Raw genomic sequence first — 18,302 nt, forward strand, 5'->3', positions numbered from 1 at the left:
CGGGTTTCGCCCAGCATATGGTGCAGCTTGGCGCGCGGGCGAGCCGGGCTCGCACCGATCCGCGCGGCGAGGCTTGCACGCTCCGGCCCGATCGGAGAAGGACTGGCGCTCGTTCCCCTCCCGCCCCACCGCGACCGAGGCCCATCCGTGAAGAGCGTGAACCTGCTGATCGCCGAAGAACTCGGTGTGCGGGAGGGGCAGGTGGCCGCCGCCGTGGACCTGCTCGACGGCGGCTACACGGTTCCCTTCGTCGCCCGATACCGCAAGGAGGCGACCGGCTCCCTCGACGACGCGCAGCTGCGCAGCCTGGAGGAGCGGCTCGGCTACCTGCGCGAGCTGCGTGACCGGCGCGCCAGCATCGTCGAGAGCATCCGCGCCCAGGGCAAGCTGACGCCGGAGCTGGCCGCCGCCATCGCCGCCGCCGACACCAAGGCGCGGCTGGAGGACATCTACCTCCCCTTCAAGCCCAAGCGGCGCAGCAAGGCGCAGAGCGCCCGCGAAGCCGGCCTCGCGCCCCTGGCCGAGACCTTGCTCGCGCGGCCCGAGACGGTCCCGGAACGCGCCGCGCAGGGCTTCGCGGATGCGGCCAAGGGCATCGCGAGCGTCGAGGCGGCCCTCGAGGGCGCCCGGGCCATCCTGATCGAGCGCTTTGCCGAGGAGGCCGACCTGATCGGCCGCCTGCGCGAGGACTTTTGGCGATCCGGCGACGCCGTCTCGCGCGTCCGCAAGGGCAAGGAGCAGACGGGCCAGAAATTCTCCGACTATTTCGACTGGCGCGAGCGCCTCGAAAAGATGCCCTCGCACCGGGTGCTGGCCCTGTTTCGCGGCGAGAGCGAGGAGGTGCTCGACATCGCCTTCGCCGCCGAGGGCGAGGATATGCCGGCCGGGACGCCGGGGCCGTTCGAACTCGCCGTCTGCCGCCGCTTCGGCGTCGCGGCCCGGGCTAGGCCGGCGGATGCGTGGCTCCTCGACACCGTGCGGGTCGCGTGGCGCACCAAGATCCGCACCGGCATCAAGGCGGACCTGCGCGCGCGCCTGTTCGAGCGTGCGGAGGAAGCCGCGGTGAAGGTGTTCGCCGGCAACCTCAAGGATCTGCTGCTCGCCGCCCCCGCGGGCGGGCGGGCGACGCTCGGGCTCGATCCCGGCTACCGCAACGGCGTCAAGGCGGCGGTGGTGGACCGCACCGGTAAGGTCGTGGCGGTGGAGACCACCTATCCGCACGAGCCGCAGCGCCGCTGGAAGGAGGCGGTCGCCTCGCTCTCCCGGCTCTGCCTCCAGCACGGCGTCGAACTCATCGCGGTGGGCAACGGCACCGCCTCGCGCGAGACCGACCGGCTCGCCGCCGAGATCCTGTCCGCAAACCCCGACCTGACATGCGCCAAGGTCACGGTGTCGGAGGCCGGCGCCTCGGTCTACTCGGCCTCGGCCATCGCCACGCGGGAACTGCCCGACCTCGACGTGTCGCATCGCGGCGCCGTCTCCATCGCCCGGCGCCTGCAGGATCCGCTGGCCGAACTCGTGAAGATCGACCCGAAATCGATCGGTGTCGGCCAGTACCAGCACGACGTGACCGAGCAGAAGCTGTCGCGCTCGCTCTCGGCCGTGGTCGAGGATGCGGTGAACGCCGTGGGCGTCGATGTGAACACGGCCTCCGGACCGCTGCTCGCCCGGGTCTCGGGCCTCGGCGAGGCGGTGGCCGAAAAAATCGTCGCCCACCGCGACGCCCACGGCCCGTTCCGCACCCGCGCCGCGCTGAAGAAGGTGCCGGGCCTCGGCCCCAAGACCTTCGAGCTGGCCGCGGGCTTCCTGCGCATTCCCGACGGCAGCGACCCGCTCGACCGCTCCGGCGTCCACCCGGAGGCCTATCCCGTCGTGCGGCGCATCCTGGAGGCGACGAAGAGCGACATCCGGGTGCTGATCGGCAACGGGGCCGCCCTGCGCCAGCTCTCGGCCGCCGCCTTCGCCGACGAGCGCTTCGGCGTGCCGACCGTGCGCGACATCATCGCCGAGTTGGAAAAGCCCGGCCGCGACCCGCGCCCGGCCTTCAGAACGGCGAGCTTCCAGGAGGGCGTCGAGACGATCGGCGACCTCAAGCCTGGGATGCAGCTGGAGGGCGTCGTCACCAACGTCGCGGCCTTCGGCGCTTTCGTCGATGTCGGCGTCCATCAGGACGGCCTCGTCCACATCTCGGCGATGGCGCGCAAGCGGATCGCCGCGCCCTCCGAGGTGGTGAAGACCGGCGACGTGGTGCGCGTGCTGGTGCTCTCCGTGGACGTGGCGCGCAAGCGCATCGGACTCTCGATGCGTCTCGACGATCCGATCGACGGCTCCGCCGCGCCCGGCCCGCGCGGCGACCGGCCGGACGCGAGGCCGCCGCGGAGCGCGCCGCCGCCCGCCCCGCAGCAGGGCGGCGCGCTCGCCGACGCCTTCCGCCGCGCCGGAGCACCCTCTCCCAAGCGCTCGTGAGGCGCGCCCATCCTCAGATTCGCCGCTTTTTCCGGGCCCTGTCCCGTGCGAAGGGCGCGGAGCCCGTCCACTACGCCCGCGGCTGGCCGGCGTGATCTGGTTGCGGAAACCGGCCCGCATCGTCCGCCGGCGGAGTCTGCCGAACCGTGATCCGCTTCGAGAACGTCACCAAGATCTATTCCACCTACGGGCGCCGTCGCACCATCCTCGACCGGGTGAACTTCACCCTGAAGCCGGGCATCAGCTACGGCATCATGGGGATCAACGGCGCCGGCAAATCGACCATGATGAAGCTCATTGCCGGCGTCGAGGAGCCGACCCGCGGGCGCATCGTGCGCAAGCTCCGGGTCTCGTGGCCGCTCGGCTTCGCGGGCGGCTTCAACCCCAAGATGACCGGCCGCGACAACGTCATCTTCGTCGCCCGGATCTACGGGGAAGACCCGCGCCGCGTGCTCGAATTCGTCGAGGACTTCTCCGAACTCGGCAGCTACCTGAACATGCCGGTCAACACCTACTCGTCCGGCATGGGCTCGCGGCTGGCCTTCGGCATGAGCATGGCGATCCCGTTCGACTGCTACCTCATCGACGAGACGCTTTCGGTGGGCGATGCGCGCTTCCAGAAGCGTTGCGCGGACATCTTCAACATGCGGCGCGAGACCGCGGACGTGATCCTGATCTCGCACAGCATGGAACAGATCCGTGAGTATTGCAGTCAGGCGATCATCCTCATCAACGGTCAAGCCGTGGTCTACGACGACGTCAACGACGCCATCACCGCCTACCGCCGCCTGAACAGTTGAGCGCCCACGCATTCCACAGCGAAGCGGAGGGCCGCCTCCCGGGGTTCGGACACGGTTTCGCCGTGGAGGCACGGCACAGACGCCAGCGTGCGATCCGCCGCGGACGACCGGCGACGGGGAGCGGATCGAAGGGCGCGCGAGCACGCAGACCATGAGCACCGAGATCAGCAGCCCCTCCGGCGCCCCGCTGACCACCGCCGACCGCTCTACGGCGGTCACGGAGTCGCTCAAGCGCTTCGCCCGTCTCGCCCGCCAGTCGGACCACAAGAGGGGCATCCGCGCCTACCAGACGCATATCCGCCGCGATCCCTGGATTCCGGTCCTCTTCCTGCTCCTCTTCGCGCTGCCGACCCTGGTCACCGCCGGCTATTTCTACCTGATCGCCTCGGACCGCTACGTCACCGAAGCGCGCTTCGCGCTGCGGCCCGCCCTCGGCACGGTCGACAAGGTCCAGAGCGAGGAGACCGGCACCAACAGCTCCATCGCCAAGCAGATGATCGCGCAGGACACGCTGATCACGACGAACTACATCGAGAGCCGCCAGATGATCGAGACCATGGAGCGGCAGCTGCCGGTCCGTGAGATGTTCTCGCGCGACTCGATCGATTACTTCTCGCGCGCCACGGCGGACGATCCGATCGAGAAGTTCATGCGCTACTGGCGCAAGCGCGTCGCCGTCCATGTCGATAGCAACGGCGGCATCGTCTCCCTGAAGGTCAGCGCCTTCGATCCGCAGGAATCCTACAATCTCACCCGGGCGCTCCTCGACGAGAGCGAGCGCATGGTAAACGAACTCAGCCTCAGGGCGCGCAACGACGCCGTCGCCGAGAGCAACCGCGAGCTGAAGAATGCCGAGGCGCGCCTGCTGACGACGCAGCGCGCCCTGCGCGACCTGCGCAACCGGGCCGGGGTGCTCGACGCGCAATCGGCCAACAAGAACAACCTCACCGTCATCGGGGAACTGCGCAAGAAGCGCATCGACCTCTCCGTGCAGCTGACCCTGAGCCTGCGCGACCTCGCTCCCGAGCGGCGGCAGATCCAGGATCTGAAGGCGCAGATCCAGGAACTCGACGACAACATCGAGAAGATCGAGCGGCAGATGACCAGCACCGATCCGGAGCAGCGCCGCCTGCTCTCGGAGGCGATGACGGAATTCGAGGCGCTCGAGGCCGAACGCAAGAACGCGCTGCTCTATTACAACAAGGTGCTGGCGGCGAGCGAGCAGGCCCGCATCGTGGCCAACCGCCAGATCGAGTTCTTCACGCCCGTGGTCAATCCGGTCGTTCCGGCCTCGGCCATCGAGCCGCGCCGCCACCTCTTCACGAGCATCGTCGCACTCGTGGCGATGGCCCTGTTCGGCCTCAGCGTCGTGATCCGGAAGTATCTCTACAGCTGACGACAAAACCCGCGACCCGCTCCGGGCGGAGCGGGTCGGGCGCCTCAGACGATCTCGGTGGGGGGCCGCCGGGTCGGCGGGGCCGCATCGGGATCGGCCGGCGTGCCCGGCTCGGGCGCCAGGGCCGGGTCGGGAAGGGGCGAGGGCGTCGCGGTCGCCATCGCCGGGGCAGCCGCACCGGTTCCCCCGGTCCAGCCCTGCGCCCGCCAGCCCTGCGCGCGCTCGTCGAGGTCGATCGCGCCACCGCGCTGCATCAGGGCGATGACGCGGTCGGCGATGTCTCCGTCGGCCCGGACCGTCACCAGCGTACCGCCGCGCCGGACGCCCTCGGCGTAGGTCTCCGCATCGGCCCCACTCAGGCCCGCTCCGGTCAGGGCTCCGATCAGACCGCCCGCGGCGGCGCCGACGCCCGCGCCGGACAGGGCGGCGACGAGCCAGCCCGCGGCGACGATCGGCCCGGCGCCGGGGATCGCCAGAAGCCCGAGGCTCGCGAGCAGGCCGGCGCCGCCGCCGAGCACGGTGCCGACCGTCGCCCCCGCCCCGGCCCCGTCCGCGGCGCTTCCTTCCGGTGCCTGTGCCGCCGGCCCGGGCTCGCCCGCATTCTGCGCGGCGGGCCGGCCGGCGTCCTCCGGGGACAGGATGGAGATGTCGGATTGCGGCACGCCCGCCGCCTCGATCCGATCGACGATGCGGGCGGCATCCTCGTGACTGTCGAACAGGGCGGTGACGGCACGTGCTGCCATGGTTGTTCCTTTCGATCTCAATGTCCGGGCCGTGGCCTCGGCCGTTTTGTCGCCGCTCACTCGGCGGCGACTTCGCCCCGGTAATCCATGCCGACCGCGACGCTGCGGCCCGCATGCTCCGCGCGGCCGCGCCAGATGCCCTGATCGTCGAGGCGTAGATCGACGACGTCCGAGAAGCCCATCTCGGAGAACCGCGCCCGCACCTGCGCGGCGGTGAAGCTGTTGGCGCCGGGCTTCAACTGCGCGCCGACCGCCCCGTGCGCCTTCTCGGCGGGCGCCGCCGGGGGCTCGGGCGCGGCGCGGGCGGCCGTGGGCAGCATCAGGGCGAGGATCAGGAGAGAATGGGCACGCATCGCTCGGACTTCCCCGGACGTCCCGGCGGTTCATGGGACGGGTCTGCCTGTCCAAGCCCTCCGCGCCGCTCAGGTTCCGCACGGAGGGCCGGCATCGCCGGCAACGGGCCGCGTTAACGTCTCGCTAACCCTGAACCCGGCAAATCCTGCCGGGTGGGGTCTTCCGGGTAGAGACCGCACGATTCGTCGTGGGGATCGGTCGAAATGAGCGAGACGGCCAAGGCCGTACCGGTGGGCGGGGGTGGCTTCGGCGCGCTCTCGGCCCTGCGCCTGCCGGACCGGGGGAGCCTCCAGGCATTCTCGAAGCGCTCGGATCTCTTCTTCGCGACCGCGGTGATGGGCATCCTCGTGGTGCTGATCTTCCCGCTGCCGGCGGTTCTGCTCGACCTGCTGCTCGCCGTCTCGATCATCATCTCGGTGCTGATCATGATGACCGGGCTGTTCATCGACAACCCGCTCGAATTCACCGTCTTCCCGACGCTGCTGCTGGTCGCGACCCTGCTGCGGCTGGCGCTCAACCTCGCCTCGACCCGGCTGATCCTGGGCCACGGCCACGAGGGGACGGCGGCGGCCGGGCACGTCATCGAGGCCTTCGGGCACTTCGTGATGGGCGGCAACTTCGTCATCGGGATCATCGTCTTCGCGATCCTGATCATCGTGAACTTCGTGGTCATCACGAAGGGCTCGGGCCGCATCGCCGAGGTGGCCGCGCGCTTCACCCTCGACGCCATGCCCGGCAAGCAGATGGCGATCGACGCCGACCTCTCGGCGGGGCTGATCGACGAGAAGGCGGCCAAGGCCCGGCGCTCGGCGCTCGAGGAGGAATCCTCGTTCTTCGGCGCCATGGACGGCGCCTCGAAATTCGTGCGCGGCGACGCGGTGGCCGCGCTGCTCATCACCGGCATCAACGTGGTGGGCGGCATCATCATCGGCGTCGCACAGCAGGGGCTCGGCTTCGCGGAAGCGGCCAAGACCTACACCCTGCTCACCATCGGCGACGGGCTGGCCTCCCAGGTGCCGGCCCTGATCGTCTCGACCGCCGCCGGCATCCTCGTCTCGAAGGCGGGCGTGAAGGGCTCGGCCGACAAGGCGCTCGGCAAGCAGATGGCGAACTACCCCAAGGCGCTCGGCATGTCGGCCGCCGTCATGGGTCTGATCGCGCTCCTGCCCGGCATGCCGATGCTGCCCTTCGTCGGGCTGGGCGCGGCGGCCGGCTACGCCGCGTGGCGCATCGCCAAGACCCAGAGGGAGGCGCCTCCCGCCGCGGCGGAGGGCGAGGCCGGCGCCGTCCCCGGCGCAGGACCCGCGGAGGAGACCGTCACCGACCTGCTCAAGCTCGACGACCTCAAGCTGGAGATGGGATACGCGCTGCTGGCGATGGTCAACGGCGAGGGTCAGGACCGGCTCACCGACCAGATCAAGGCCTTGCGCCGCCAGCTCGCGGCGGAACTCGGCATCGTCATGCCCTCGGTGCGCATCCTCGACAACGTGAGCCTGGAGGCCAACACCTACGTGGTGCGGGTCAAGGAGATCGAGGCCGGCACGGGCCAGGTCTTCCCCGGCCAGTTCATGGCGATGGACCCGATGGGCGGCCAAGTGCAGCTGCCCGGCCAGCATCTCCTGGAGCCGACCTTCGGCCTGCCCGCCACCTGGGTCGATGCCTCCCTGCGGGATCAGGCTCAGATCAAGGGCTACACCGTGGTGGATGCGGCGACCGTGATCTCGACCCACCTGACCGAGCTCATCAAGGCGCACGTCTCCGAGCTTTTGAACCACGTCGAGGTGCAGAAGCTGCTGCGCGAACTGCCCAAGGAGCACACCGAACTCCTCAAGGAGGTGGTGCCCTCGCAGATCGCCACCACGGGCATCCAGCGCGTGCTGCAATTGCTGCTCGCCGAGCGCGTCTCGGTGCGCGATCTCGGCTCCATCGTCGAGGGCATCGCCGAGGTGGCGGGCCACGTGAAGAACCCGCGCGACATCGTCGAGCATGTCCGCGCCCGGCTCGGCCGCCAGATCTGCGCGCAGTACCAGGGACCGGACGGAACGCTACCGATCATCACCCTGTCACCCGCCTGGGAGCAGGCCTTCCTCGAAGCGATCGTCGGCGAGCGCGAGGAGCGCTACCTCGCCATGCAGCCGTCGAAGCTCACCGAGTTCGTCAACACCGTGCGCGACCGCTTCGAGCAGGCCGCCCGCATGGGCGAGATGCCGGTGCTCGTCACCTCGGTCCAGGCCCGGCCCTTCGTGCGCTCGATCATCGAGCGCTTCCGCCGCGAGACGCCCGTGATGAGCCAAGCGGAGATCCATCCGCGGGCACGGCTACGGACGGTCGGGTCGGTTTAACTCTGGTGAGAGGGGGTCAGCGCCTCCCCGGTCAGGCGTGACCCTCGATGGCGCGCAGGACGGCGACGAGCTGATCGGCCTGTGAACGCGTGAGTCCCGAACTGATGATCGTGCCGTTGCGGCAGATCGAGCAGGTGCCGTCCTCGGCGACCCGTACCTTGATCGAAGCCATGATATCCATCCGGGAGCCGAGGCGGCTCCCCATCCCGTCGAAGCTTAACCGTTCCTGAAGAGCCCGCAACCCCGGCAGGTCCTCCGTCCACGGGAGCGGCGTGACGTGGGGATCCGCTCGCCCCGCGTCACTGCGACGAAACGGTGCGGGAACGCCCTCCCCGAACGCAAGCCGGCGGCCGCTCCGTCCGGAGCGACCGCCGGCTGACAGCGCGGGTCGCGGCAATCAGACCGCCTTCTTCTCCAGGCGGTTCTCGATCACGTGGTTGTCGAGACCGGGCGCGACGAGCGGCGGTTCGGGCGGCGTCGGTTCGCCGCTCTTATGAAGCGCCTGCGAAAGGCGTGAGCGCTCGAACAGCAGAACCACGACGATCGCCACGGCGAAGGGGATCAACAGGTAGAACAGGCGGAAGATCAGCACCGCGGCCAGGACCGGCGCCTTCTCGGCATCGGTCTGCAACTGCATGGCGGTGAAGAAGACGAGTTCGAACACGCCCAGGCCCCCGGGGGCGTGCGAGGCGAGCGCCACGGAGAACGAGGCGAGGAAGATGCCGAGCACCGGGATGAAGCCGGGATTCAGGCTGTCGGGCAGGGCGAAGTAGATGATGCCGGCCGCGCCCAGGAGTTCCAGCGGCGCCGCGATGAGCTGGCGCACCATGATGCCGGGCCGCGGATACTCGACCTTGAAGTTGCGGATCGTCAGCGGGCGGAAGCGCAGGACCGAGCCGATCACGTAGAGCGCGGCGAAGGCGAGCAGGCCGAAGCCGACCAGACGGGAGGTGGCCGGGTTGGTCAGCGCCGCCGGCAGCAGGTTGTCGAGCCGCGCGAGCAGATTCGGGTCGTAGACCAGGACGAAGCCGCCGAGCAGGATCGTGCCGAGGCCGAAGGTGAAGGAGCAGAGCGCCACCAGCACCGCGACCTGCGCCGCCGAGAGCCCCTTCGAGGTGTAGGCCCTGTAGCGCACGAGGGCGCCGGAGAAGACCGAGGCGCCGATATTGTGGGAGAGCGCGTATGTCGTGAACGAGCACAGCGACACGAACGTCCACGAGATGTGGCGAACGCCCAGATGCAGCAGCGCGATGCGGTCGTACCAAGCGAGCGCGGCGTAGGCCACCAGCGTCGAGAGGGCCGCGAACAGGAAGTGATGGAGCGGAATGGCGGCGAAGGCCGCCTCGATGCTCGCCCAGGACAGCGTCTTCAGCTCACCCCAGAGGAGGTAGCAGGACACCGCCACGGCGGCGAGGCCGACGAGGCCCCAGACGATTTCACTGATCTTCTTCATGAGCACCGGCCGCCTCTCTCGGAACCGGTCCGTCCTGCGTCACCGTTGCGCGCTTCGCAAGCGGAACCGGATGGGTCGTCCCGATGAGGCGGGCTCTTGCCCGCCGATCATGACGGTTTCATGCCGAAACCCGCCGACGAACGGGAGCCCGCGCATACGCCGGTCCCGCTCCTCCCGAGATGCCGTCACGCCCGGGCGCGCAGGCCGATCGCGTCCATCTCGGCCTGCTCGCGGGCGGCTTCGGCCGCGCGCTCGGCGGAGCGCTCGCGATCCTCGAGGATCTCGACCTTCTTCAGTTCCTCGAAGGCCTCGCCCAGCTCCGCCTTGGCCTCGGCGAGCTGCCCTTCGAGGGCGGCAGCGGACTGGCGCATGTTGTCCCGGCGCGAGGTCGCGGCGCGGGCATAGGTCGGGTAGGCGAAATGGGCCGGATCGGAGATGCCGGCGCGGGATTCTTCCTGCGCGACCTCGCGGTCGAGCTCGGCCGCCATGCGGTTGAAGTCGGCCATCATCATCTCGATCTGGGCGACCCGGCGGCGCTTCTCATCCACCTGGAACCGACGCAGCCGGATCAGCGTGTCACGCGATTTCATGTCGGGCCATCCACTCCACGCTACGCCGGCGAAGGGCTCGAGAGGCGCGGAGACCCTTGCGGACCTTCACCCGACGCGATCTGAAAACCGCCTCACCCACCGCCCACGATGGCGGCCAACCGTGCGTAACACTCGCCGATGGAGGTTGCTTCTTCCTTACCCTGCCCCAGAAAAGCCGTCAGATCCGGCATCAAAGCCACCGCCTCGTCCACTTCCGGCGACGAGCCGGCCCGGTAGGCGCCGAGCCGGATCAGTTCCTCCATGTCCGCGTAGGTCGCGAGCACCTTTCGCGCACGCCGGACGGTCGGAAGGTGGGTCGGGTCGCAGGCACGCGGCATGGTCCGCGAGACCGAGCGCAGCACGTTGATCGCCGGGTAGCGGCCCTGCTCGGCGATGCGCCGCTCCATCACGATATGGCCGTCGAGGATGCCGCGCACGGCATCCGCCACGGGCTCGTTATGGTCGTCGCCCTCCACCAGCACCGTGAACAGGCCGGAAATCGCCCCCTCCCCCGTCCCCGGCCCGGCCCGTTCGAGCAGGCGCGGCAATTCGGAGAAGACGGTGGGCGTATAGCCCTTGGCGGTGGGCGGCTCGCCGCCGGCCAGCCCGATGTCGCGCTGGGCCATGGCGAAGCGGGTGATCGAGTCGATCATGCACAACACCTGCGCGCCCTGATCGCGAAAATACTCGGCCACCGCCAGGGTCACGTAGGCGGCGTTGCGGCGCATCAGCACCGGCTCGTCCGAGGTCGCCACCACCACCACCGAGCGAGCAAGGCCCGCCGCACCGAGGTCGTCCTGCAGGAACTCCTGCACCTCGCGACCGCGCTCGCCCACGAGGCCGATCACCGCCACGTCGGCGGCGGTGTAGCGGGCGAGCATGGAGAGCAGGACCGACTTGCCGACGCCGGAGCCGGCGAAGATGCCCATGCGCTGCCCGCGGCACATGGTGAGAAAGGTGTTGATACAGCGAACCCCGAGATCGAGCGGGGGCCCGACGCGCCTGCGACCGTGCGCGGGCGGCGGATCGGCCCGCAGGGGATAGATCGCCGGTCCCTGCGCCAGGGGGCCGAGCCCGTCGATGGGTCGCCCGAGGGCGTCGACCGTGCGCCCGAGCCAGGCCGCGCTGGGCCGGATCGCTCCGGCAGCCTCGTCGCGCACCAGCGCCGGGCAGCCGCGGCGCACACCCTCCAGTGAGCCGAACGGCATGGCGAGCGCCCGGTCGCCGGCAAAGCCGATGACCTCGCACGGCACCGTCGCGGGCGCCTCGCCGGGTCCGCCGCGCGCCTCCACCACGATGTCGATACGACCGCCCAGCCGCATGGCGGCCACCGGCCCGGCGACCTCGACCAGCAGGCCGCGGATCGCCGTGACCCGCCCGAAGGTCTCCAGGGTCTCGACGGTCGAGAGCGCGGCGAGCGCCGCCGCCAGCCTCCCGGAGCCGCGCTCCTGCACCATCCGCCCTCGACCCCGCTCGTGCCACTCACGGAACGCCCGCCGCGCGGCCGGCGCGGAAAGCGTGGCGGTCCGTGGCCGGCTTCTCGTGAGTCGATCTTAACCCATCACAGCCATCGAACCGGCCGATGTCTTAACACCGAAGACCCCGGCGCCAAGGCATCCCCGTCGATCCGGCGGCTCCGGCGCCGCAGCCGGAAAAAAGAGTTCGGCGACGAATGACCGCCGTCTCCTTTCGGCAACATTCCCGCCAATGCGAGGTAACAGAAGGGGTTAGCGCAAGCGGATTATCGACCGTCGGCGCGGAGTGGCCGCCAGGGGAGAACGGACGGCCAACAGGCGGGAGAATCGGCGCCGGACTCGAAAGAGACAGTGCTTGCAAGCGGGATTCGGCTTTTGTTAACGGTTAAGGAATAGCGTTTCGAAAGTGGGAATGAGGGAGCGTCCGCCGAGGCCGTCGGCGGGCGACCGGCGGCGGCTTGTCTCAAGCGCCCCGAAACGGCCTGTCCGGTGGGGATCACGATGCGCGTACTTCTGATCGAGGACGACAGCGCGACGGCGCAGAGCATCGAGTTGATGCTCAAATCCGAGAACTTCAACACCTACACGACCGACCTCGGCGAAGAGGGCGTCGATCTCGGCAAGCTCTACGATTACGACATCATCCTTCTGGACCTGAACCTGCCCGACATGTCGGGCTACGAGGTGCTGCGCTCGCTCCGCGTGGCGAAGGTGAAGACGCCGATCCTGATCCTCTCGGGAATGGCCGGCATCGAGGACAAGGTGAAGGGTCTCGGCTTCGGCGCCGACGACTACCTCACCAAGCCCTTCCACAAGGACGAGCTGGTGGCGCGCATCCACGCCATCGTGCGCCGCTCGAAGGGCCACGCCCAGTCGATCATCACCACCGGCGACCTGATCGTGAACCTCGATCAGAAGACCGTCGAGGTGTCCGGCTCGCGCGTCCATCTCACCGGCAAGGAGTACCAGATGCTGGAACTCCTCAGCCTGCGGAAGGGCACGACGCTGACCAAGGAGATGTTCCTCAACCATCTCTACGGCGGCATGGACGAGCCCGAGCTGAAGATCATCGACGTGTTCATCTGCAAGCTGCGCAAGAAGCTGGCGAACGCGTCCGAGGGCAAGAACTACATCGAGACCGTCTGGGGCCGCGGCTACGTGCTCCGCGAGCCGGTCGAGGGCGAGGACCGCATGGCGGTCTGATCCGCCCTGTCGTGAATGACCCAAGAACCCCGCTCCAGCGGGGTTCTTTCGTTTCAGGGTCCGACGATCCGGGGGCTGAGTGCCTCGACCAGGGTCCGGGCGTTGTGGGAGGCGGTGGCCTCGTCGCCGGCCAGCGAGCGGATCGTGAGGAGGTCGCCGTCGCGCAGGACGATCGCCGTCGCGCCCGACATCGCGCCCATGCGGTAGCGGCTGATCCATCCGACCGCCGGCGCCACGGACAGGCCGGTCACGCGGCAGTCCGGATTGCGCTGCCGGCAGCGCGCTTCCAGGCGGGCGATCGGCGTCTGTCCCGAGCGCACGCGCTCTTCCGTGCCGTCGGCCTGACGGCCGAGCAGCACGTCGATCATCGGGCTGCCCTCACACTCGGTGCAGACAAGCGTCAGCCGGGCCGCCTCGGCGCGCGCCGCGTAGCGCCCCCCCAAGGCTGCCTTCGCCTCGGAGGCGACCGTGGTGAGATCGCGGGCGGCGAACCCTTCGGCGAGGGCCGACAGAGGTGCAAGGCCGAGGAGGAGGGCGAGGGCGAGTCTTCGCATGCAGAACCTTCCTTCGCGTCGCTCGAATGCCGGTCGCCGGATCAGGCCTCGGCCGGCTCCTCGCGGAAATACGGCTCGACCGCGCCCTTCAGCTTCACCGTCATTGGGTTGCCGGCCCGGTCGAGGGCCTTGCCGGCGGAGAGCCGCACCCAGCCCTCGCTGACGCAGTATTCCTCGACATTCGTCTTCTCGGCCCCCTTGAAGCGCACGCCCACGCCGCGGGCGAGGGCAGCCTCGTCGTAGAAGGGGCTGTTCGGGTTCACCGAGAGGCGGTCGGGGGGCGTGTCGGACATGACTCGTGCGTTCCTGCCAAGTGTGCCGGCCGGTTACGGCAATCGGGCTGGAGGAGCAATGGCGGCCTCCGCCCGGGCGGCAGCGATCAGTTCCGCCACCCGTCCGCTCTGGAGCAGTGGAATCCAGCGCGCCACCGTCTCGTGGGGGAAGTCCCACCATGCGGCCTCCACCAGCGCGGCGGCGGTCGCCTCGTCGAAGCGGCGGCGCACGATCCGCGCCGGGTTGCCGGCGACGACCGCGTAGGGGGGCACGTCGCGGGTGACGACGGCGTGGGCGGCGACCACCGCGCCGTGGCCCAGCGTGACGCCCGACAGAATCAGGCAGCCCGATCCGAGCCAGACATCGTGCCCGATGACCACGTCCCCGCGCGCGGCGTGATAGTCCTGCGGCGCGTCCGCTCCCGGCCAGAGGCCGGGCATCGCGGCGAAGGGGTAGGTCGAAACCCAGTCGAGCCGGTGATCGCCGCCGAGCAGGATCTCGACCTTGTCGGCGATGGAACAATACCGGCCGATCGTCAGCCGCCGCCCCGATTCGGGGAAGCGCACCTTCGGCCTTCCGTAAGAGTATGCGCCGATTGAGAAATTCCAGCGGCGGGCCAGCTTTTCGAGATGCAGTCGGGTCTCGTTGTGCGGGTTGCGCCCCCGCTTCAGCCGTTGCAACAGATGCCTCAACAGCGTCCCCCGCGAAGCGAGGGTGCGGGCGCGCATAAACGAGCGAGAGAGGACGGCATCGCCATGGCCGACAACATGTCCGAGGATCTGAAGTCCGGGGCGCTCGTCTACCACCGATTGCCGAAACCCGGAAAGCTCGAGATCCAGGCGACCAAGCCGCTCGGCAACCAGCGCGACCTCGCCCTCGCCTACTCCCCCGGCGTCGCCGCCGCCTGCATGGCGATCCACGACGATCCGCAGGAGGCCGCCACCCTCACCATCCGCCAGAACCTCGTCGCGGTGCTCACGAACGGCACCGCCGTGCTCGGCCTCGGCGATATCGGCCCGCTGGCCTCGAAGCCGGTGATGGAGGGCAAGGCGGTTCTCTTCAAGAAGTTCGCCGGCATCGATGTGTTCGACGTCGAGGTCAACGAGAAGGACGTCGACAAGCTCGTCGACGTGGTCTGCTCCCTGGAGCCGACCTTCGGCGGCATCAACCTCGAGGACATCAAGGCCCCCGAGTGCTTCGAGGTCGAGGAGCGCTGCCGGGAGCGGATGAACATCCCGGTCTTCCACGACGACCAGCACGGCACGGCGATCATCGTCGCGGCGGCCGTCCTCAACGCCCTGGAACTGGCCGGCAAGAACCTCTCGGACGCCAAGATCGTCACCTCGGGCGCGGGCGCGGCGGCTCTGGCCTGCCTCAACCTGCTCGTCTCTCTCGGCGCGACGCGGGAAAACATCACGGTCACCGACATCAAGGGCGTGGTCTACAAGGGCCGACCCGAACTGATGGACCGCTGGAAGGACATCTACGCGCAGGAGACGGAGGCGCGCACGCTGGCCGAGGTGATCCCCGGCGCCGACGTGTTCATCGGGCTCTCCGCGGGCGGGGTGCTCAAGCCCGAATATCTGGAGAAGATGGCCGAGAAGCCGCTGATCATGGCGCTGGCCAACCCCTACCCCGAGATCATGCCGGATCTGGCCCAGGAGCGGCGGCCCGACGCGATGATCTGCACCGGACGCTCGGATTTCCCCAACCAGGTCAACAACGTCCTCTGCTTCCCCTACATCTTCCGCGGTGCCCTCGATGTCGGCGCGCACGCGATCAACGAGGAGATGAAGAAGGCCGCGGTGAAGGCGATCGCGGCGCTCGCCCGCGAGGCGCCCTCGGACGTGGTGGCCCGCGCCTATGGCGGCGAGGCCCGGCCGTTCGGGCCCCACTCGCTGATCCCGAGCCCCTTCGACCCGCGCCTGATCCTGCGCATCGCCCCCGCCGTGGCCAAAGCCGCGATGGATTCCGGCGTAGCCGGGCGGCCCGTCGAGAACATCCAGGCCTACGCCGAGTCGCTCGACCGCTTCGTGCACCGCTCCGGCTTCATCATGAAGCCGATCTTCTCGAAGGCGAAGAACAACCCCAAGCGCGTCATCTACGCCGAGGGCGAGGACGAGCGGGTGCTGCGCGCCGCCCAGGCCGTGGTCGAGGACCGGGTGGCCCGGCCGATCCTGGTGGGGCGCCCGCGGGTGATCGAGACCCGCATCAAGCGCTTCGGCCTCGACCTGAAGCACGGCGAGCATTTCGACCTGATCGATCCCGAGGACGATCCCCGCTACCGGGATTACGTCTCGACCTATCTGGAGGTCGCCGGGCGGCGCGGTATCACCCCCGACCTCGCCCGCACGCTGGTGCGCACCAACACCACGGTGATCGGCGCGCTCGCCGTGCGCCGCGGCGAAGCGGACGCGCTGATCTGCGGCCTGGAAGGCCGTTTCGAGACCCGGCTGCGGGTCATTCGCGACATCATCGGGCTCTCGCCGGAACTCCGCGACTTCGCCGGAATGAGCCTCATCGTCACGAAGAAGGGCGCCTACTTCCTCGCCGACACCCATGTCCGCCAGAATCCGAGCGCGGAGGAGATCGCCGACGTCGCCATCGCCTGTGCGAGCCATGTCGGCCGCTTCGGCCTCACGCCGAAGATCGCGCTTCTGAGCCACTCCGATTTCGGTCAATCGGACTCGGACTCGGCCAAGAAGATGCGCCGCGCGCTGGAGCTGATCCAGGCGCGCGCGCCCGACCTTCAGGCCGACGGCGAGATGCAGGCGGATTCGGCCCTGTCCGAACTGGTGCGCGACCGGGTGCTGCCGGGCTCCAACTGGAAGGGCGCGGCCAACATCCTCGTCTTCCCGAACCTGGATGCGGCCAACATCGCCTTCCAGTTCGCCAAGGTGCTGGCCGACGCGCTCCCGGTCGGCCCGCTGCTGATCGGCCCGGCCAAGCCGGCCCATATCCTGACGCCCTCGGTCACCGCTCGCGGCATCGTCAACGTCACCGCCGCCGCGGTGGTCGAGGCGCAGGCCGGATCGGAGACGGCCCTCGTCCCCGAGGCGGAGCCCGGCGCGGGACCGCTCTCGGAGTAGCGCGCAAAGGACGACCTTGGAGCCGATCCCGGCCCGGCCCACGGGCGGGATCGGCTCCGAGCTTGGCGATAATTTTGCATTCGGCTCCACGCGTTGAACGCTCGTGGAGTCTGCAATGTGCCGTGGTGACGATCCGACTTGCGCCGCCTTCGCCGAGCACCGGCTACGCTACCGGCGCGAGATGGAGCCGGAGCGGCGCGCTTTTCTGAAGAGCGGCTTCGTTGCGAGCGGCGGCGCGGCCCTGGTCTCGGGCGGCCTGTCGCTGGTGAGCCCGGCTTTGGCGCAGACCAGCACCAGCCGGCTTAAGCAGAAGGCGCATTACCACCTGCCGGCCAATGCCGAGACGGTGCATTGGGGCTACTTTTCGAAGAGTCTCAAGCCGCAGGTCGAGATCGCCTCGGGCGACTTCGTCACCATCGAGACGCTGACCCACCACGCCAACGACGACGCCGAGCGCATGGTCACGGGCGATCCTGGTGCCGAGAGCGTCTTCCTCTGGACGAAGGAGCGCAAGGGCGTCGCCCGCCGCGGCGCCGGGCCGGAGGATTCCAAGCTCGGTCCCGGCGGTGGGCTCGGCGTGCATATCTGCACCGGCCCGGTGGCGATCCGCGGGGCGGAGCCCGGCGACGTGCTGGAGGTGCGCATCCTCGACGTCGCGCCGCGCCCATCCGCCAACCCGAAGTTCAAGGGCCTGACCTTCGGCAGCAACGCCGCCGCGTGGTGGGGCTATCACTACAACGACATGCTGGAAGGCAAGAAGCGCGAGGTCGTCACGATCTACGAGGTCGATGCCGGCGGCGGCCGCGATTGGGCTCGGGCGGTCTACAGCTTCCCCTGGCCGGGCGTGACCGATCCGGACGGGCGCGCGCATCCGACGATCGACTATCCGGGCCTGCCCGTCGATCACACGAAGACGACGCGCACCTACGATGTCCTGAAGGGCATCCGCGTGCCGATCCGCCCGCATTTCGGCACGATGGGCGTGGCGCCGGCGGAAGCCGAAATGGTGAACTCGATCCCGCCGAGCTATACCGGCGGCAACATCGACAATTGGCGCATCGGCAAGGGCGCTACGATGTACTACCCCGTCGCCGTGCCCGGCGCCCTGTTCTCCGTGGGCGATCCCCATGCGAGCCAGGGCGATTCGGAGTTGTGCGGCACGGCCATCGAGTGCTCGCTCACCGGCACCTTCCAGTTCATCCTGCACAAGCGGGCGGACCTTGCAGGCACCTCGCTCGAAGCGCTCGATTTCCCGATGATCGAGACGAGCGAGGATTGGGTGCTCTCGGGCTTCAGCTACCCGAACTACCTCAAGGATCTCGGCGCGGACGCGCAGAACGCGATCTTTCAGAAGTCGTCGATCGACCTCGCCATGCGCGACGCCTTCCGCAAGATGCGCCAGTTCCTGATGCACACCCAGGGGCTGACCGAGGACGAGGCGATCTCGCTGATGTCGGTCGCCGTCGATTTCGGCATCACCCAGGTCGTCGACGGCAATTGGGGCGTCCACGCCATCGTGAAGAAGTCGATCTTTGCGGAGCGCCCCGTGTGATCCGTCGTTGCG

The 18,302-nt window shown here is 69.2% G+C and carries 16 protein-coding genes; 7 read left to right on the plus strand and 9 right to left on the minus strand.

The window, feature by feature from the left end:
* The first annotated feature begins 147 nt into the window (after positions 1-147).
* The 3 genes from BY998_RS06595 (at position 148) to BY998_RS06605 (ending at position 4,662) form a co-directional block, all read left to right on the plus strand.
* Positions 148-2,466, plus strand: coding sequence for a Tex family protein (locus BY998_RS06595; protein WP_110350823.1), 2,319 nt, complete (start codon positions 148-150; stop codon positions 2,464-2,466).
* Positions 2,467-2,612: 146 nt separating this feature from the next.
* Positions 2,613-3,266: an ABC transporter ATP-binding protein gene (locus tag BY998_RS06600; protein ID WP_110350824.1), complete on the plus strand. Its 654-nt coding sequence runs from the start codon at positions 2,613-2,615 to the stop codon at positions 3,264-3,266.
* Positions 3,267-3,417: 151 nt separating this feature from the next.
* Complete coding sequence (locus BY998_RS06605) at positions 3,418-4,662, plus strand: capsule biosynthesis protein (protein WP_110350825.1); 1,245 nt, start codon at positions 3,418-3,420, stop codon at positions 4,660-4,662.
* A 44-nt stretch (positions 4,663-4,706) separates the two neighbouring features.
* Here the strand turns inward: BY998_RS06605 and BY998_RS06610 are convergent, their stop codons facing one another.
* Both BY998_RS06610 and BY998_RS06615 read right to left on the minus strand, forming a co-directional pair.
* A complete protein-coding gene (locus tag BY998_RS06610) occupies positions 4,707-5,405 on the minus strand; it encodes a hypothetical protein (protein WP_110350826.1) in 699 nt (232 codons plus the stop codon).
* A 56-nt stretch (positions 5,406-5,461) separates the two neighbouring features.
* Positions 5,462-5,758: a hypothetical protein gene (locus BY998_RS06615; protein ID WP_110350827.1), complete on the minus strand. Its 297-nt coding sequence runs from the start codon at positions 5,756-5,758 to the stop codon at positions 5,462-5,464.
* A gap of 204 nt (positions 5,759-5,962) precedes the next feature.
* On the opposite strand from BY998_RS06615, the gene flhA reads away from it, so the two are divergent.
* Positions 5,963-8,101, plus strand: coding sequence for a flagellar biosynthesis protein FlhA (flhA, locus tag BY998_RS06620; RefSeq protein WP_110350828.1), 2,139 nt, complete (start codon positions 5,963-5,965; stop codon positions 8,099-8,101).
* A gap of 31 nt (positions 8,102-8,132) precedes the next feature.
* On the opposite strand, the gene BY998_RS24250 is transcribed toward flhA, so the two are convergent.
* The 4 genes from BY998_RS24250 to fliI all read right to left on the minus strand — a co-directional run bounded on the left by BY998_RS24250 (position 8,133) and on the right by fliI (position 11,601).
* On the minus strand, positions 8,133-8,273 hold the full coding sequence (locus BY998_RS24250) for a hypothetical protein (RefSeq protein ID WP_181425447.1): 141 nt from the start codon (positions 8,271-8,273) through the stop codon (positions 8,133-8,135).
* Between the two features lie 225 nt (positions 8,274-8,498).
* The gene (locus BY998_RS06625; protein WP_110350829.1) at positions 8,499-9,554 is read right to left on the minus strand and encodes a lysylphosphatidylglycerol synthase domain-containing protein; all 1,056 of its coding nucleotides are present in this window, start codon (positions 9,552-9,554) and stop codon (positions 8,499-8,501) included.
* A gap of 185 nt (positions 9,555-9,739) precedes the next feature.
* Positions 9,740-10,144 carry a flagellar export protein FliJ gene (gene fliJ / locus BY998_RS06630; protein WP_110350830.1) on the minus strand — a complete coding sequence of 135 codons (405 nt, stop codon included), beginning with the start codon at positions 10,142-10,144 and terminating at the stop codon, positions 9,740-9,742.
* A 92-nt stretch (positions 10,145-10,236) separates the two neighbouring features.
* Positions 10,237-11,601 (minus strand): flagellar protein export ATPase FliI, encoded by a 1,365-nt coding sequence (fliI, locus tag BY998_RS06635; RefSeq protein WP_110350831.1) that lies wholly within the window; start codon positions 11,599-11,601, stop codon positions 10,237-10,239.
* A 519-nt stretch (positions 11,602-12,120) separates the two neighbouring features.
* Between fliI and BY998_RS06640 the strand changes: the two genes are divergently transcribed.
* Positions 12,121-12,822, plus strand: coding sequence for a response regulator transcription factor CtrA (locus BY998_RS06640; RefSeq protein ID WP_110350968.1), 702 nt, complete (start codon positions 12,121-12,123; stop codon positions 12,820-12,822).
* Positions 12,823-12,875: 53 nt separating this feature from the next.
* On the opposite strand, the gene BY998_RS06645 is transcribed toward BY998_RS06640, so the two are convergent.
* Genes BY998_RS06645 through BY998_RS06655 form a run of 3 tightly spaced genes read right to left on the minus strand, consistent with a single transcriptional unit; the run spans position 12,876 to position 14,329 of the window.
* The gene (locus tag BY998_RS06645; RefSeq protein ID WP_110350832.1) at positions 12,876-13,376 is read right to left on the minus strand and encodes a hypothetical protein; all 501 of its coding nucleotides are present in this window, start codon (positions 13,374-13,376) and stop codon (positions 12,876-12,878) included.
* A gap of 41 nt (positions 13,377-13,417) precedes the next feature.
* The gene (locus tag BY998_RS06650) at positions 13,418-13,669 is read right to left on the minus strand and encodes a DUF3297 family protein (protein WP_110350833.1); all 252 of its coding nucleotides are present in this window, start codon (positions 13,667-13,669) and stop codon (positions 13,418-13,420) included.
* 33 nt (positions 13,670-13,702) lie between these two features.
* Positions 13,703-14,329, minus strand: a complete 627-nt coding sequence (locus tag BY998_RS06655; protein ID WP_110350969.1) for a CatB-related O-acetyltransferase — start codon at positions 14,327-14,329, stop codon at positions 13,703-13,705.
* 75 nt (positions 14,330-14,404) lie between these two features.
* Here BY998_RS06655 and BY998_RS06660 point away from each other — a divergent pair, with 75 nt between their 5' ends.
* Both BY998_RS06660 and BY998_RS06665 read left to right on the plus strand, forming a co-directional pair.
* Positions 14,405-16,738, plus strand: a complete 2,334-nt coding sequence (locus tag BY998_RS06660; RefSeq protein WP_110350834.1) for an NADP-dependent malic enzyme — start codon at positions 14,405-14,407, stop codon at positions 16,736-16,738.
* Between the two features lie 115 nt (positions 16,739-16,853).
* On the plus strand, positions 16,854-18,290 hold the full coding sequence (locus BY998_RS06665; protein ID WP_110350835.1) for an acetamidase/formamidase family protein: 1,437 nt from the start codon (positions 16,854-16,856) through the stop codon (positions 18,288-18,290).
* The last annotated feature ends 12 nt before the right edge of the window (positions 18,291-18,302 follow it).

Origin of the sequence: Methylobacterium sp. B4 (assembly GCF_003201865.1) — a bacterium.
Classification (GTDB): domain Bacteria; phylum Pseudomonadota; class Alphaproteobacteria; order Rhizobiales; family Beijerinckiaceae; genus Methylobacterium.